Genomic DNA, 14,770 nt, shown 5'->3' with positions numbered 1-14,770 from the left:
TGTCGGGCCGCGTTGAATCCCGCATGTGTGCCGTTGCGTTGCGTCAGTCGGGACTATCGCGCCTAGCCGGCGCGCGGAAGATTCCGATTCCATCATACATCGTGCCATGCGATCCCACGCTACGCGAGAACCCGCCGCAAGGCAGCGGCTGGATGTTCGAGATAAAAGCCGACGGCTATCGCGCGCAACTTCACCTGCAGGCGGGCGCGGCGACGGTCTATTCGCGCGCCGGATACGATTGGACCGGGCAGTTCTCGTCGATTGCAGCCGGCGCGCGAAAGCTCAGAGCCGGGAGTGCGATCATTGATGGCGAGGCCGTCGTCTACGGCAGTAATGGCCTGCCGGATTTCCAGCAGCTGCGGCGCGAGCTCGGCGCCAGGCAGAGCCGCCGCATTCGCTATCACGCGTTCGATCTGTTGTACCTTGACGGATACGATTTGCGCGCCGTCGCCTTTGTCGAGCGCAAGCAGCTGCTGCGGCGGCTTCTGAAAGAAGCGCCCGAGACTTTCATCTACGTCGAGCACGTCGAAGCCGACGGCGAGCAAATCCTTCGACATGCTTGCAAGCTTGGCCTTGAAGGGCTGCTGGCCAAGCGCGCCGACGCACCTTATCGCTCCGGACGGCAGGAAACCTGGCTCAAGCTGAAATGCAAGAAGAGCGAGACGTTTCCGATCGTGGCATTCGTCGAAAAGCTGGGCGCGCGCCCGCGCAAGGTGGCTTCACTTTATGTCGGGCGTCACGAGGATGAGCGCCTGCTTTATGCCGGCAAGGTCCGCACCGGATACACCGAGGCGACCGCGCGTGAATTGCGTGAACGGCTTGACCCACTGATCCGGCGCGATTCTCCGCTCGATCTGCCGGTAAAGAAGCCCAAGGCTACGTGGGTTGAGCCCGTGGTGAATGCCGAGGTGGAATATGGCGCCCTGACCGACGATGGCCTGCTGCGTGAAGCCGTATTCAAGGGCCTGCGCGACGATCTTGCGCCGCGGAAGGTCAGGGCGCCCCGGTTGGTGCCTTCATCGGTCAGACGGCCGAAGCTCGGCGTTCCCAAAGAGAATATCCTGCAGCTGCTGCCCGATGCGATCGTGCCGTCCAAGGAAGAGCTCGCGCGTTACTGGAAGCGCGTCTGGAAGAAGGCGCTGCTGCATCTAGGACATCGACCGCTCAAGCTGGTGCGGCACGTGCACGGCACGACGTTCTATCACAAGGGGCCGCTGCCGAAGGACATTCCGCAAGCGGTGCACCAGCTACGCATCCGAAAGCGCGAAGGCGGCGAAGGCACGCGGCTTTGGGTGGACAGCCTTGACGGTTTCCTGGGACTCGTCGAGATCGGCGCAGTCGAATTGCATCCCTGGAATTCGACTGTTGAGGATTTCGAGCACGCCGATCGCATCGTGATCGACCTTGATCCCGGCGAGGGCGTCGAATGGGATGCTGTGATCGAGACCGCCCTGGAACTTCGCGCGCTAATGAGCCGTGAGGGGTTTGCGACTTGGCCCAAGCTGACCGGTGGCCAGGGCATTCATCTGACGGCGCCGCTTGAGGTGGCAATGCTGCACGATCAGGCGCATCGCGTGGCGCGCAGTCTCGTGGCCGATTTCGCATTGCGTCGGCCGGACCGCTACGTCCTCGCGGCCCAGGCCAGGCGCAGCGGCCGCATTTTTCTCGACTATTTGCGCAACGGCCGCGGTACCACCGCGATCGGCACCTTCTCGCCGCGGGCACGCGAGAACTTTCCCATTGCTGCACAGGTGACATGGAAGCGGATCGAAAGCGGCATAGTGCCCGACGCGTTCACGATTCACAGTCCCTACCGTGCGGTGCGGAGGAAAGAGCGATAATTGCGCGCTCGGGCGCTAGCCTACTTCACCGCCGAGAATCGGCTGTCGAACGAGTTCGACTGCACCACCGGCGCGGCGCCGGATATCATCGGGGTGCTGTCGCCCGCGCCTTCGCTCACCGATGGCTTCAGCGCCGGACGCGTCGCGGCGAGGCGGGTGTCGGGCTTCGGCGGCTCGGCCGGCTTGGCGGCTGCGACGGCCGGCTTCGGCGTATCCTTCGCCGCCTCCTTGGACCTGTCATGCCCCGGCACGAAGCGGGTCACGGCGGCCTTGAGTCGCGAGGCGGCCGTGGCCGGCGTCGTGGACGTCTGGGCGCCCGGGGCCACGGACGCGGTGGCTTGCGGCGCAGGCGTCGCGGTCGCGGTCGCGGTGGTGTCGGCGGTGCCGAGCCCCATCTTGCGGCCGAGATTGGAGAAGAAGCCGCCGCTTTCAGATTTCGCAGCGGGCGACGCCGCGGCAACGCGGGTGCTCGCGGCAGGCGCGCTGACGGCGACCACCGGCTCTTCCCGCGGCGCCGGCGCACTTGCCACCGCATCGAGGTTCGGCTTGGGCGGGTTGACGTGGCCGGGGATCGTGCCCGGCGCCTTCGCCATGGCCAGCATCTGCAGCGTGGTGCCTTCGGCACTCTCGGACAGGCCGGTCGAGCCTTCCGGAATTTTGGCGGCGAACACCTTGTGCATGCCGCCGTCAATGCCGGTGTTCATCCGCGCCACCGGCGTGCCCTTGGCGACGAGCCTTGCATATTCCGTCTCGTCCTTGGCCTGCTTCTCGCGGACCGCGCTGGCGATCTCTTCGGGGATCACATAGGCCGGACATCTGGCGGAGGCGTCGAACACCAGATCGCGCTTGGCGTCCGCAGGCTTGGCGGCGTCGAACACGTATCTCTTCTCGCAGAAATCGACCTTCGGCTCCTGCCGCGTCACCTCGAAATGATCATAGCCTTCCTTGATCATCTTCCAGAACGGCATGTTCGGATTGTTCCGGTGCCTGGCCATGTTCACCGGCGTCATCTTGAACGGATAGGCCTGCAGCTGGAACGCCTTCTGGCCGCCGAAGAAGGACTCGCGGCCGAGCGAATAGATCTCCGCGATCTGCTCGTCCGTCATCGCGTAGCAGCCGCGCGACGAACAGTCGCCGTGCACCATCAGCTGCGAGCCGGTGCGGCCCAGCGCCTTGTCGAACGCGTTCGGGTAGCCGGTGTTGAACGAGAGGTAATAGGACGATTGCGGATTCATCTGGCTCGGATTGATCGAGTAGAATCCCTCCGGCGCCTGGCGGTCGCCTTCGCGCACCTTGGGGCCGAGATCGCCCGACCAGCGGCAGATCGGATAGGTCTTGAGCAGCGCGAACTGGCCCGAGCGGGTCTGCTTCCAGACCTCGAGCTCGGCCTCCTGCTTGAACAGGCGGACCAGGATCGGCGATTGCAGGTCCATGTCCTTCTCGGCCATCGCGGCGATCAGCTTCGGCGGCACCGGCTGATTGGCCTTGGCGTTGGTCGCAAGCGAGACCTGATCGGTGTTGCAGCCGGCGAGCAGGCCGCCGGCCGTCATCAGCGCAACCGAAACCAAGAGCGCGCGAGCAAGCGAACGAGAAATCAAGATGGACCCCACACCGTGCCGGGCATCGAAGCGCGAACCCCAATTATTCCGAAGCGCAATCCGACCGGTAAACCGACCCGCCGAGACGGGCCCGGTCAGACCCCGCTCCAGCGCTTATGCCCTGAAGCCATTGATTAAAATTCTAACCTCTGGGTCATGTGGTCGCAACCCGAGCGGGGATCACGAGGGCGTTGGCCCAGTGGCATGGTCAACGAAGACTAAATGGACGCGACTTGGGACGGAACTTGGGCTTTCGGGCCGAGGGGACTCAGATCGCCGATTTGGGCAAAAAAAGGGTTAAGGCGGGGTTACCGGGGGCTGCTCGAAAGGCCTGGTAGGGTGGGCAAAGGCGCGAAGCGCCGTGCCCACGAGCCGTTCGTACAGCCGGGATTGGTGGGCACGCTTCGCTTTGCCCACCCTACGAGAGCGGAATCGAGGCGAATCAGCCCAGTTTGCGGCCGATATCGAGGAATTTCTGCCGCCGCTGCTTGCGGATGGCATCCCCATCAAAGTTCCGGAGCTCGTCGAACGCCTTGGCGATGGCCTCGCCCGTGGTGGCGATCATGGCGGCGGGGTCGCGGTGGGCGCCGCCGACCGGCTCCTTCAGGATGGCGTCGATCACGCCGAAGCGGAGCATATCCTGGGCGGTGATCTTCATGTTGTTGGCGGCTTCCTGCGCCTTGGTGCCGTCGCGCCAGAGGATCGAGGACGCCGCCTCCGGCGAGATCACGCTGTAGATCGCGTGCTCGAGCATCAGGACCTTGTTGGCGGTGGTGATGGCGATGGCGCCGCCCGACATGCCCTCGCCGGTGATGATCGCGACGTTGGGCACGGTCAGCGCCAGGCACGCATCGGTCGAGCGCGCGATGGCTTCCGCCTGGCCGCGCTCCTCGGCGCCGATGCCGGGATAGGCGCCGGCCGAATCGGCGAGCGACAGCACCGGCAGGCCGAACCGCTCGGCCATCTCCATCAGCCGCACGCATTTGCGATACCCTTCCGGCCGCGCCATGCCGAAATTGTGCCGGATGCGGCTCTCGGTGGAATCGCCCTTTTCCTGGCCCATCACGCAGATCGGCTCACCGCGGAAGCGGCCGAAGCCGGCGACCAGCGCCTCGTCCTCGCCGAACTTGCGGTCGCCGGCGAGCGGGGTGAATTCGGTGATCAGGCCCTTGATGAAGTCGTTGAAATGCGGCCGCTGCGGATGCCGCGCCACAAGCGTCTTCTGCCACGGCGTCAGGTTCGCATAGAGGTCGGCCAGCGCCTGCGCCGCCTTGTCCTCGATCCGCCCGACCTCGTCGCTGATGTCGGTGCCGGTGGCGGCGAGCGCGCGCAATTCGTCGACCTTGGAGTCGAGCTCGGCGACGGGCTTTTCGAAGTCGAGATAGCTGCGCATCTGGTCTAGCATCAACTCAATATAGGGGGACGGGGCGCGAGAAGCGAAGCAAGTTGGGGCGGCGGAAAGAAGTGTAGCGTCTTCAATGGTTTGGCTTGTGTGCTGGTGCAGTCGGCCAAATCAGCCGTGAGACCCCGGCTCTTTCCGCGGAGATGTGGCCGAAGTCAAGGCGGTTTCACCCTTTACCCGTAGCCCGGATGGAGCGCAGCGCAATCCGGGAAGGTCTGGCCGCGAGGAGGCGGCCCCGGATTACGCGTCGCTCCATCCGGGCTACCAGCAGCAACTACTTCTCCGCCAGCGGGTGCAGGTCGCGCACCAAGCTCTTCAGCCGCTCCTCGACCACATGGGTATAGATCTGGGTGGTCGAGATGTCGGTGTGACCGAGCAGGGTCTGCACGATGCGCAGGTCCGCGCCGTTGTGCAGCAGATGGCTGGCAAAGGCGTGGCGCAGCACGTGCGGGGAGACCAGGCGGGCCTGCAAGCCGGACGCAACCGCGAGCTCCTTGAGGTCGCGGGCAAAATGCTGGCGCGTCAGATGTCCGCTCTCGCCGAACGAGGGGAACAGCCATTTCGACGCGGCCACGCTGTTCTTCCTGTCGGCCTTTGCCGCTTCCGTGGCGGCGAGATAGTCCGCCATCGCCTGCCGCGAGGCGTCGTTGAGCGGTACCAGCCGTTCCTTGTTGCCCTTGCCGCGCACCACGATCATGCGGGCGTCGCGCTTGGCCGCCGAGCGCGGCAGCGCCACCAGCTCGGAGACGCGCAGGCCCGTGGCGTAGAGCACCTCGAGCAGGCAATAGAGCCGCAAGGCACGCAGCCGTTTCGACCGCGAGGCATCTTCCGCCTCGCTCAATTCCCTGGCGCGGCGGAGCATGCGGTCGACGTCGGCGATCGACAACACTTTCGGCAGGCCGCGGCCGCGCTTCGGACCTGACAGGATCGCGGCGGGATCGTCACCGCGGATGCGCTCGTTCAGCAGGAAACGGTAGAGGTGCCGCATCGCGGACAGCCGGCGGGCCACACTGGTGGATTTGAAGCCGCGGGTGTCGAGATCGGCAAGGTAGTCGCGCAGCGTCTGGGTCTCGGCATCCACGAATGTATGGCCGACGCGGCCCAGAAATTCCGAGAAATCGCTGAGGTCACGGCGGTAGGCATCGAGCGTGTTGGGGCCGGCGCCCTGTTCCGCGGCGAGCATGTCGAGGAACAGGCCGATGAGCCTGGTGTCTGAGGGTTTGGCGGGCATGCCCGGGAGGCTAGCTCCTATTTCTTGAGAAACTTGTCCGGCGGGATCGTCACCGTCATTTCCCGCGGCTTCGGGTTGACGAAGTTCGCCAGCGCGAAGACCACGCCATAGACGATGCCGCCGATCACGGCGACGACCGTCAGGAAGCGGAACAGGCTCGGCATCGTTCTGGGGTCTCGGGTCGGGGCGCGGCAGCCAAATTAACCAATGAAATCATCCAACATGTTCGCCGTTTCGTGGCAAGAGTCCTCTGGCGAGGGCCCCCATGGGGTCGTATAGGTGGCCAAAGCCATGCCGCATCTGGCGGCAGTTCGAGCGAGATCCAGTCGAGCGAGACGATGTCCGACGCCGCGTTGCCGCTTCCTGCTTCGCCCGAGGCCGACATCCTGTCGGCGCTCGGGGCGCGCTCGATCGTGCTCGTCGGCATGATGGGGGTGGGCAAATCCACCATCGGCCGCCGCCTCGCGGCCCGGCTCAGGCTGCCCTTCATCGATGCCGACACCGAAATCGAGGTGGCCCATGCCGGCATGACCATCCCGGAGATCTTTGCGGCCCATGGCGAGCCCTATTTCCGCGACGGCGAGGCCCGTGTGATCGCGCGGCTGCTCGAGGGCGGGCCGATCGTGCTGGCGACCGGTGGCGGCGCTTTCATGCGCGAGGAGACGCGCGCACGCATCGCGGCGAAGGCCATCTCGATCTGGCTGAGGGCGGACCATGACGTCATCATGCGCCGCGTGCGGCGCCGTGCCGACCGTCCGCTGCTTCAGACCGCCGATCCCGAAGGAACCGTGACGCGCCTTCTCGCCCAGCGCGAGCCGATCTATGCCAATGCCGACCTCACCATCGCCTCGCGCGACGTGCCGCACGACAGAATCGTCGAGGAATGCATCGAGGCGCTGCACGCCCGTCTCTGCGGCGGAGAGCCAGCCCAACCGCCTGCCGACATTGCGAGTGCGTCAAGATGACTGCGCCGTTGAAACATTCCGATCCCATCAAGGTCGACGTCGCACTCGGTGACCGCGCCTATGACATCGTCATCGGCCGCGGCGTGCTGGCCTCGCTCGGCGAGCGTGTCGCCGCTCTGCGTCCCGGCGTGCGCACGGCCATCGTGACCGACCGCACCGTCGCGAAATACTGGCTCGAGCCCACTGAGGCGTCGCTCGCAGCCAGCGGTATTCCGACCTCGCGCATCGTCGTCGAGGAAGGCGAGATCTCGAAAACCTATGCCGGGCTCGAAAAGGTCAGCGAGGCCCTGATCGCAGCGAAGATCGAGCGCAACGATCTCGTCATCGCGCTCGGCGGCGGCGTGGTCGGCGATCTCGCCGGCTTTGCCGCGGCGATCCTGCGCCGCGGCGTCGATTTCGTGCAGGTGCCGACCTCGCTTCTCGCGCAGGTCGATTCCAGCGTCGGCGGCAAGACCGGCATCAACTCGCCGCAGGGCAAGAATCTGCTCGGGGCCTTCCACCAGCCGGTGCTCGTCATCGCCGACACCGCCGTGCTCGACACGCTGTCGCCGCGCCAGTTCCGGGCCGGCTATGCCGAGGTCGCCAAATACGGCGTGCTTGGCGACGAGGCCTTCTTCAGCTGGCTGGAGAAGAACCATGCCGACATCTCGAGGGGCGGATCGGCCCGCGAGCATGCGATCGCGACCTCCTGCCGGGCCAAGGCCGCAATCGTCGCGCGCGACGAGCGCGAGACCGGCGAGCGCGCGCTGCTCAATCTCGGCCACACCTTCGGCCACGCGCTGGAGGCTGTGACCGGCTTCTCCGACCGCCTGTTCCACGGCGAGGGCGTCGCCATCGGCATGACGCTGGCAGCGCAGTTCTCCGCGAAGCTCGGCATGATCGGCGAGCGTGAGGCGGCGCGCATCGAGCGCCACCTGATCGAGGCAGGCCTGCCGACGCGCCTGCAGGACATCGCCGGCTTTGCGCAGGAAGGGCTCGCCGATGCCGACGCGCTGATGGCGCTGATGGCGCAGGACAAGAAGGTCAAGCGCGGCAAGCTCACCTTCATCCTACTGGAGGCCGTGGGCCGCGCGGTGATCGCAAAGGACGTCGAGCCGGCGCCGGTGCGCGACTTCCTGAAAGAGAAGCTCGCGCAGTGATAACGGGACCGTTCAGATCGGCCGCGCGCGAAACGGCGAGGAACGCCGGGGCGGTCGCGAGGCAAACATGAGTTCGATCTCGATCAATCTGCTGCTTGCGGCCCTCCTGCTCGCCGCCAACGCGTTTTACGTGGCGGCGGAATTTGCGCTGGTGAAGAGCCGCGGCTTCCGCGTCAAGGCCATGGTCGAGCAGAACCGCTTCGGCGCGCGCCTGCTGCAGACGATGATGGGGAACATCGAATCCTATCTCGCCTGCTGCCAGCTCGGCATCACCATGGCCTCGCTCGGTCTCGGCTGGATCGGTGAGCCGACGGTGTCTGCGCTGCTGAGCCCCGTCCTCAGCCCGCTCGGAATGTCGGAGGCCACGCTGCACTTCACCTCGTTCGTGGCGGGTTTTCTGGTCTTCTCTTCGCTGCACATCGTCATCGGCGAGCAGGTGCCGAAGACGCTTGCGATCAGGGAGCCGATGCCAGTGTCGCAGTGGATTGCCTATCCGCTGCATTTTTCCTACCTCCTGTTCTACCCGCTGAGCTGGTGCCTCAACACGGCGTCGAGCGCGATCCTCCGTCTGATGGGGGTGCAGGAGTTCTCGCAACACGAAATCCTGACGGATTCGGAGATCGAGGGCCTGGTCGAGGAATCGGCCGTGCACGGCAAGATCGAGAGCGGCGAGGCCGAGTACATTCACAACGTCTTCCGTCTCGGCGAGCTGACGGTGTCTGACGTGATGGTCCACCGCACGGCCATGGTGATGATCAACGCCGACCTGCCGCCGGAGGAGCTGGTGCGGGAGGTGCTGGCCACCGAATACACCCGCATTCCGCTGTGGCGGGACAAGTCGGAGAACATCATCGGCATTCTGCACGCCAAGGATCTGTTGCGCGCGATCCGCGCATCGGAGGGCGACACGTCGCGCATCGACGTCACCACCATCATGCTGCCGCCCTGGTTCGTGCCGGAGATGCGGCCGATATCCCAGCAGCTCAAGGCGTTCCGCCGCCGCAAGACCCATTTCGCACTCGTCGTCGACGAGTATGGTGAGGTCGAAGGCCTCGTGACGCTGGAAGACATTCTGGAGGAGATCGTCGGCGACATCTCCGACGAGCATGACGTGGTGGTCGCCGGCGTGCGCCGTCAGCCGGACGGCTCCGTCGTGGTCGACGGGTCGGTGCCGATCCGCGACCTCAACCGCGCCATGGACTGGCATCTGCCCGATGAAGAGGCAACCACGGTCGCCGGTCTCGTCATTCACGAGGCGCGCTCGATCCCCGACCGCGGCCAGAGCTTCACCTTCCACGGTTTCCGCTTCCGCGTCCTCCGCCGCGAGCGCAACCGCATCACCGCGCTCCGTATTTCACCGGTGACGCGCGAGGCCGAGCTCGAAGAGGCAAAGCCGAGACGGGCCGGGACGTCGTTCTAATTTTTCCCTTACCCTCCCCTGGAGGGGTCCGGGACGAGCGTAGCTCGCCCGTGGGTCGCTACGCATGAAGAGCAGCGCAATGCGTAGCGGGGTGGGGTGACGGTCTTCCCACATCCAACAGTACCCGAGTGGAGAGATCACCCCACCCCGCTCGCGCTGCGCGCGATCGACCCTCCCCCTCCAGGGCAGGGTCAGAGAATTCAACCTTCCCCCGGCGCCTGCGCATTGATCGCCAGCGCGTGCACGCTGCCGGCGAGTTCCGCGGCGAGCGCTGAATTTATCATGCGATGACGGTCGATCCGGCTCTTCCCTTTGAAGGCGGCAGACACGATATACACACGGAAGTGCGTCTCGCCGCCTGCTCGGTGGCCGGCGTGGCCCTCATGCAAATGTGACTCGTCGACGACTTGCAGGCTTTCCGGCGTGAAAGCTTCCTGCAACTTGTTGCTGATAGTGTCTTTCATAGCCATGTGTGCCATTAAGGTGCGCGCTCGCATCCCGTCAATACCCGGACGTCCAAGCTCGTCGCGACCGGGTGCTCAGCGAATTGCAATGTCAAGACTTGAAGGTTTTTGCATTGCGTAGTCAAAGTCAGCCATGCCGATCGATTCATCAAAATTCTTCGACTCCATCCGCGTGAAGCCGCGGGGCAAGCAGCCGGAAGTGAAGCCGCGCGACACCGCGGTCAATTGCGAATGGGCGGGCTGCGCCAACAAGGGCTCGCACCGGGCGCCGAAGGGCCGCGAGAACCAGCGCGAGTACTGGCACTTCTGCCTCGACCACGTGCGCGAGTACAACCAGAACTACAATTTCTTTTCCGGCATGAATGCCGAAGCCGTCGCGCGCTATCAGAAGGATGCGCTGACCGGTCACCGTCCGACCTGGAAGATGGGCGCCAATGGCGGCAAGAAGGGCGCGGAAGAGATCGACATGGCGGCCGATCCTTTCAGCATGTTCAGCGAGATCAACGGCCGCGCCAGCTGGCGCAAGGGCCCCGAAGCGGAGCCCAAGGCCGAGACGCGCAAAGTGATGAACGCCGAGCGCAAGGCGCTTCAGGTCATGGGCCTCGGCCCCAGCGCGACGCTTGCCGACGTCAAGACCAAGTACAAGGCGCTGGTGAAGCAGCACCACCCCGACGCCAATGGCGGCGACCGCTCGACCGAGGACCGCCTGATCGAGATCATCAAGGCGTATAATTATCTGAAGACGGTCGTGCGCGAGGCGTAGGGGCCCGCGGTCTTCTCCGCTGTTTTCCGCGCTCTTGCGGCGACGACAGTGTCGTAGGGTGGGCAAAGCAAAGCGTGCCCACCTTTTTTTCGATCGAGAGAGATGGTGGGCACGGCGCAAGTGCGCCTTTGGCTACCCTACGATTCCGGTCTCGCGGAGGCATCCGCTCTCAAACTTCCGGCATCGCCCCGACATATGACGAACTCGGCCTGATTAACCGCCCCGTCCGCTGCTGCTCGCGGGCATGCGCGGTCCAGCCCGCGCTGCGCGCGATCGCGAAGATCGGCGTGAACGCCTGCCGCGGAATCGCCAGCGCATCGAGCAGGATCGCGGTGAAGAACTCGACGTTCGTCTCCAGCGGCCGCTCCGGATTCTTCTTGCGCAAGGCGCTGCGGATATAAGCCTCGACCTCGCCGGCAAACGGCAAATCGGTGCCATTGGACGCAAGCGCCTCGACCGCGGTCTTGAGCACGTCGGCGCGCGGATCGCGGACGCGATAGACGCGGTGACCGAAACCCATCATGCGCTCGCCGCGCGCCAGCGCCGCGTCGACCCAGGACTGAATGCGCTCGCGCGAGCCGATCGCGTCCAGCATTTCCAGCACCGGCTCCGGCGCGCCGCCATGCAGCGGACCGGTCAGCGCGCAATAGCCGGCGGTGACGGCCGCGAACAGGTCGGCCTGCGTCGAGGCCACCACGCGCGCGGCGAAGGTCGATGCGTTCATGCCGTGGTCGCTGGCGGTGACGAGATAGGCGTCGAGCGCCGTGACCTCGCGCGTTGCAGGCGAACGGCCGTGCAACATGCGCAGCGTGTCGGCGGCATGGCTCACGGTAGGATCGGGCGCGACCGGCTCGAGCCCCTTGGCGCGCCTGACCAGCGCGCCCGCGATCACCGGAAACGCGCCGACGATCGTCGCCTCGTGCTCCAGCCCGTGCTCGGCGCGAAGTCCGGCGACGGCGGCACGAAACCCGTCGATGATGCCCATGCCGCGCGTCGCCGGCAGCAGGTCCGGCAGCCGCGCGAAGGCGCGCTCGCGCGCCACGCCCAGGTTTGAGCGCACATTGGCTTCGGTGAGGGTGGTCTTGCTGGCGCCATTCCAGAGCCGGGCGGTAACGCCTTCGAAGCTCGAGATGGCGGCGAGCCGCCCGACGTGCTCCCCGGCGATGATGAGCTCGCCGCGCTCGCCGTCGACATGGCTCAGCACGGTCTCGGCCGCGGGAACGCCGTCCAGCCCGATCTGGCTTTTGGTGAGGTGGATGTTCATGACCCAAATCTCCTGTTCACGGAGAACAAGGTCAGGCCTCTCGACACATTGATCAATCTTGATTACATAAATCCATATGAAAAATTCTGATGGGCTGTACCTCTCCGCTCGGGAAGCCGCCGCCGAGCTCGCGATCTCTCCGGCCACCCTCTACGCCTATGTCAGCCGCGGCCTGATCCGCTCCGAGCCGACGCCGGACTCGCGAAAGAACCGCTATCGCGCCGAGGACGTTCGGGCGCTGAAGGAGCGCCGTGTGCCATCGCCGGAGCCGCGCGGCCTGCGCAGCTTCGATGCCGATCTGCCGGTGATGGACACGGAGATCTCGACCATCACCGAGGAGGGCGCCATCTATCGCGGCGTCAATTGCGTCGATCTTTCCGAGAGTGACACGCTGGAGCACGCCGCGACGCTGCTGTGGGATGTCGCCGACGTCGATCCGTTTGCCCCCGACAATCAACCGGAACTCTCCGAGGAAATGCGCGTGATCGCGAAGGCCGCGCGCCGGGCCGCACCGATCGACCGCGCCATCGCCGTGCTCGCACTGGCCGCCAGCGTCGATCCCCGCGCCTTCACCCGGGCACCCGATGGCCGCGCTATGGTCGGCGCGCGCATCGTCCGCCTGCTGGTTGCGACCATGCTCAATGCGGACGCCTCGGCCGAGCCGCTGCATCAGCAGGTCGCGCGCGCCTGGGCGGCGGACAACAAGCACGCGCCCGACCTGATCCGCCGCGCGCTGGTACTGCTCGCCGATCACGAGCTGAACGCGTCGACCTTCACCGCGCGCTGCGCTGCCTCGACCGGCCTCAACCTTTATGACTCCGTCATCGCCGGGCTCGCCGCGTTGAAAGGGCCGAAGCATGGCGGCGCCGGCGTCCTGGCCTCACAGCTCGTCAAGACGCTGGTCGACCGCGACGTCGAGCCTGTCGTGCGCGAGCGTGTCGCCCTCGGTGAACGCTTTGCCGGCTTTGGCCACGGCGTCTACAAGCACGGCGACCCCCGCGCGCAGTCGCTGCTGAACGCGCTGTCGCGCTCCGGCGCGCCGCGCAAATTCACCAGGGAAGTGCCAGAGCGGATCGCGGAAGCCACCGGCGAGTTCGTCAATATCGACTACGCGCTCGCCGTGCTGGTCCACGCACTGCGCCTGCCCGCCGGCAGCGAGCTGGCGCTGTTCGCGATGGCCCGCAGCGTCGGCTGGATCGCGCATGCCAGCGAGCAATTGCAGTTCGGCAAGCTGATCAGACCGAGGGCAAGATATGTGGGGCCTGCGCCGGGACGCAGGGCGGGGGCTGCCGGTTAGAACCTCTGTCAGTGCGGCAATCTCCGCTGTCGTCGCTGCGAACGCAGGAGGACAGCGTTCCTGGAATGACGGCTCGCACTCACCCTGGGCAGTTCACACCATCGCTTCCGCGACCACCATATAGTTCACGTCCATATCCGACGACAGAGACCATTTGTCGGCGAAGGGCGAGTAGACGACGCCGGTCTGCTCGGTGATGACAAGACGGTTGTCGAGCAGGTATTTCGTCAGTTCGTCGGGCGTGACGAACTTGTTCCATTCATGCGTGCCGCGCGGTAGCCAGCGCAGGACGTATTCGGCACCGACGATGGCGAGGGCAAAGCTCTTCCAGTTGCGGTTCAGCGTCGAGACCACCATCAGGCCGTTCGGCTTCAGCATCGCGGCGCAGCGCTTCAGGAACATGCCGACGTCGGTGACGTGCTCGACCACCTCCATCGCCAGCACGATGTCGAAGCGCTCGCGCGGGTCGATCTCCTCCACCGTGGTGCAGCGATAGTCGATCGCCAGATGGCTCTTGTCGGCGTGCAGCTTCGCCGCCGCGATGTTGCTCGCGGAGGGATCGATGCCGATGACCTGCGCTCCGAGGCGCGACAGCGGCTCGCAGAGCAGGCCGGCGCCGCAGCCGATGTCGAGCACGCGCAAGGACCCAAGACAATTGAGGCTGCGCACGTTGCGCTCGAACTTGCGGCAGGCGGCGTCGCGGATATAGCCGAGCCGCAACGGGTTGATCCGGTGCAGCGGCGCCATCTTGCCCTTGGGATCCCACCATTCCGCCGAGAGTTTCGAGAATTTCGCGATCTCGGCGGCGTCGACGCTCGAGCCGAGCTGGGCGGAAAGAGAAGTATTTTGCTGCATGCTCATGGTTGGGCGCGGTCCTACCGCGTGGTGATCGAACTACGGAAGGCGAGCGGCGAGGCGATGGTCTTGATCGTCTCGATACCCTCGCCGACGCCGCGAATCGTCACGTCGCCGTAGTTGAGAATACGTCCAAGAATGGTCTGGTCGACATCGACGCTCTCGACCTTGTCCAGCGCCATCTCGAAGGTTCGGCGCTTGATGAAGCCGGTCTTGTGCACGACCCTGAGGTTGGTGACGTCGGTCTCGGTGGTGAAACGATGGAACCAGCCCTTCACGGTCCAATACAGGGCCGCCAGAGCCGCGAGACCCGCGGCCCCGAGGCAAAGCAGAACGAGCCAGTCGACGGTCGCCTGCCGCGACAGGATGAGCAGGGCCAGCGCCGCGATCCAGGCCACGATGGCCGGAAAGTAGAAGATCCAGTGCGCATTGGTCGAATACAGCACGCGCTCGCCGGGCTGCAGGATCTCGTCGATGTAACGCGCCATGATCTAGCTTAACCCACTACCCCACCCTGCCCCCGCAGGAACC

Annotated in this window: 14 protein-coding genes; 6 read left to right on the top strand and 8 right to left on the bottom strand. The window is 65.4% G+C overall.

The annotated features are described in order from the left end of the window. Window positions 1-23: 23 nt before the first annotated feature. Window positions 24-1,841 (top strand): DNA ligase D, encoded by a 1,818-nt coding sequence (ligD, locus tag I6F24_RS32455; protein WP_225150720.1) that lies wholly within the window; start codon window positions 24-26, stop codon window positions 1,839-1,841. A gap of 20 nt (window positions 1,842-1,861) precedes the next feature. Here ligD and I6F24_RS32450 read toward each other — a convergent pair whose 3' ends face one another. The 4 genes from I6F24_RS32450 to I6F24_RS32435 all read right to left on the bottom strand — a co-directional run bounded on the left by I6F24_RS32450 (window position 1,862) and on the right by I6F24_RS32435 (window position 6,236). Continuing rightward, the gene (locus I6F24_RS32450) at window positions 1,862-3,439 is read right to left on the bottom strand and encodes a murein L,D-transpeptidase family protein (RefSeq protein ID WP_249787416.1); all 1,578 of its coding nucleotides are present in this window, start codon (window positions 3,437-3,439) and stop codon (window positions 1,862-1,864) included. 442 nt (window positions 3,440-3,881) lie between these two features. Next, on the bottom strand, window positions 3,882-4,844 hold the full coding sequence (locus I6F24_RS32445) for an acetyl-CoA carboxylase carboxyltransferase subunit alpha (RefSeq protein ID WP_036014693.1): 963 nt from the start codon (window positions 4,842-4,844) through the stop codon (window positions 3,882-3,884). A 271-nt stretch (window positions 4,845-5,115) separates the two neighbouring features. Then, window positions 5,116-6,072 (bottom strand): site-specific tyrosine recombinase XerD, encoded by a 957-nt coding sequence (gene xerD, locus I6F24_RS32440; RefSeq protein WP_225145182.1) that lies wholly within the window; start codon window positions 6,070-6,072, stop codon window positions 5,116-5,118. 17 nt (window positions 6,073-6,089) lie between these two features. Next, window positions 6,090-6,236 (bottom strand): hypothetical protein, encoded by a 147-nt coding sequence (locus tag I6F24_RS32435; RefSeq protein ID WP_036026218.1) that lies wholly within the window; start codon window positions 6,234-6,236, stop codon window positions 6,090-6,092. A gap of 174 nt (window positions 6,237-6,410) precedes the next feature. On the opposite strand from I6F24_RS32435, the gene I6F24_RS32430 reads away from it, so the two are divergent. The 3 genes from I6F24_RS32430 to I6F24_RS32420 all read left to right on the top strand — a co-directional run bounded on the left by I6F24_RS32430 (window position 6,411) and on the right by I6F24_RS32420 (window position 9,596). Next, window positions 6,411-7,037, top strand: a complete 627-nt coding sequence (locus tag I6F24_RS32430; RefSeq protein ID WP_036042618.1) for a shikimate kinase — start codon at window positions 6,411-6,413, stop codon at window positions 7,035-7,037. Next, entirely contained in the window at window positions 7,034-8,176 is a 1,143-nt protein-coding gene (gene aroB, locus I6F24_RS32425) for a 3-dehydroquinate synthase (protein WP_036014703.1), read from the top strand. The genes I6F24_RS32430 and aroB overlap by 4 nt, the downstream gene beginning before the upstream one ends. Before the next feature lie 67 nt (window positions 8,177-8,243). Next, a complete protein-coding gene (locus tag I6F24_RS32420; RefSeq protein WP_036014704.1) occupies window positions 8,244-9,596 on the top strand; it encodes a hemolysin family protein in 1,353 nt (450 codons plus the stop codon). A 200-nt stretch (window positions 9,597-9,796) separates the two neighbouring features. Here the strand turns inward: I6F24_RS32420 and I6F24_RS32415 are convergent, their stop codons facing one another. Next, window positions 9,797-10,066 (bottom strand): BolA family protein, encoded by a 270-nt coding sequence (locus I6F24_RS32415; protein WP_050995968.1) that lies wholly within the window; start codon window positions 10,064-10,066, stop codon window positions 9,797-9,799. A 127-nt stretch (window positions 10,067-10,193) separates the two neighbouring features. On the opposite strand from I6F24_RS32415, the gene I6F24_RS32410 reads away from it, so the two are divergent. Next, window positions 10,194-10,823, top strand: a complete 630-nt coding sequence (locus tag I6F24_RS32410) for a DnaJ domain-containing protein (protein ID WP_036014711.1) — start codon at window positions 10,194-10,196, stop codon at window positions 10,821-10,823. Between the two features lie 169 nt (window positions 10,824-10,992). On the opposite strand, the gene I6F24_RS32405 is transcribed toward I6F24_RS32410, so the two are convergent. Then, complete coding sequence (locus tag I6F24_RS32405) at window positions 10,993-12,087, bottom strand: citrate synthase/methylcitrate synthase (RefSeq protein WP_225115169.1); 1,095 nt, start codon at window positions 12,085-12,087, stop codon at window positions 10,993-10,995. 76 nt (window positions 12,088-12,163) lie between these two features. Here I6F24_RS32405 and I6F24_RS32400 point away from each other — a divergent pair, with 76 nt between their 5' ends. Next, complete coding sequence (locus tag I6F24_RS32400) at window positions 12,164-13,384, top strand: citrate synthase family protein (RefSeq protein WP_036014714.1); 1,221 nt, start codon at window positions 12,164-12,166, stop codon at window positions 13,382-13,384. A 93-nt stretch (window positions 13,385-13,477) separates the two neighbouring features. Here I6F24_RS32400 and ubiG read toward each other — a convergent pair whose 3' ends face one another. Both ubiG and I6F24_RS32390 read right to left on the bottom strand, forming a co-directional pair. Continuing rightward, window positions 13,478-14,245, bottom strand: coding sequence for a bifunctional 2-polyprenyl-6-hydroxyphenol methylase/3-demethylubiquinol 3-O-methyltransferase UbiG (gene ubiG / locus I6F24_RS32395; protein WP_036026212.1), 768 nt, complete (start codon window positions 14,243-14,245; stop codon window positions 13,478-13,480). Between the two features lie 14 nt (window positions 14,246-14,259). After that, the gene (locus I6F24_RS32390; RefSeq protein WP_036014717.1) at window positions 14,260-14,727 is read right to left on the bottom strand and encodes a PH domain-containing protein; all 468 of its coding nucleotides are present in this window, start codon (window positions 14,725-14,727) and stop codon (window positions 14,260-14,262) included. Window positions 14,728-14,770 lie beyond the last annotated feature (43 nt).

The sequence above is a fragment of the Bradyrhizobium sp. BRP23 genome, assembly GCF_020194135.1.
In the GTDB taxonomy this organism is placed as follows: Bacteria; Pseudomonadota; Alphaproteobacteria; order Rhizobiales; family Xanthobacteraceae; genus Bradyrhizobium; species Bradyrhizobium yuanmingense.
The sequence above is the reverse complement of the archived record's forward strand: the minus strand, read 5'-3'. Positions and strand labels throughout refer to the sequence as shown.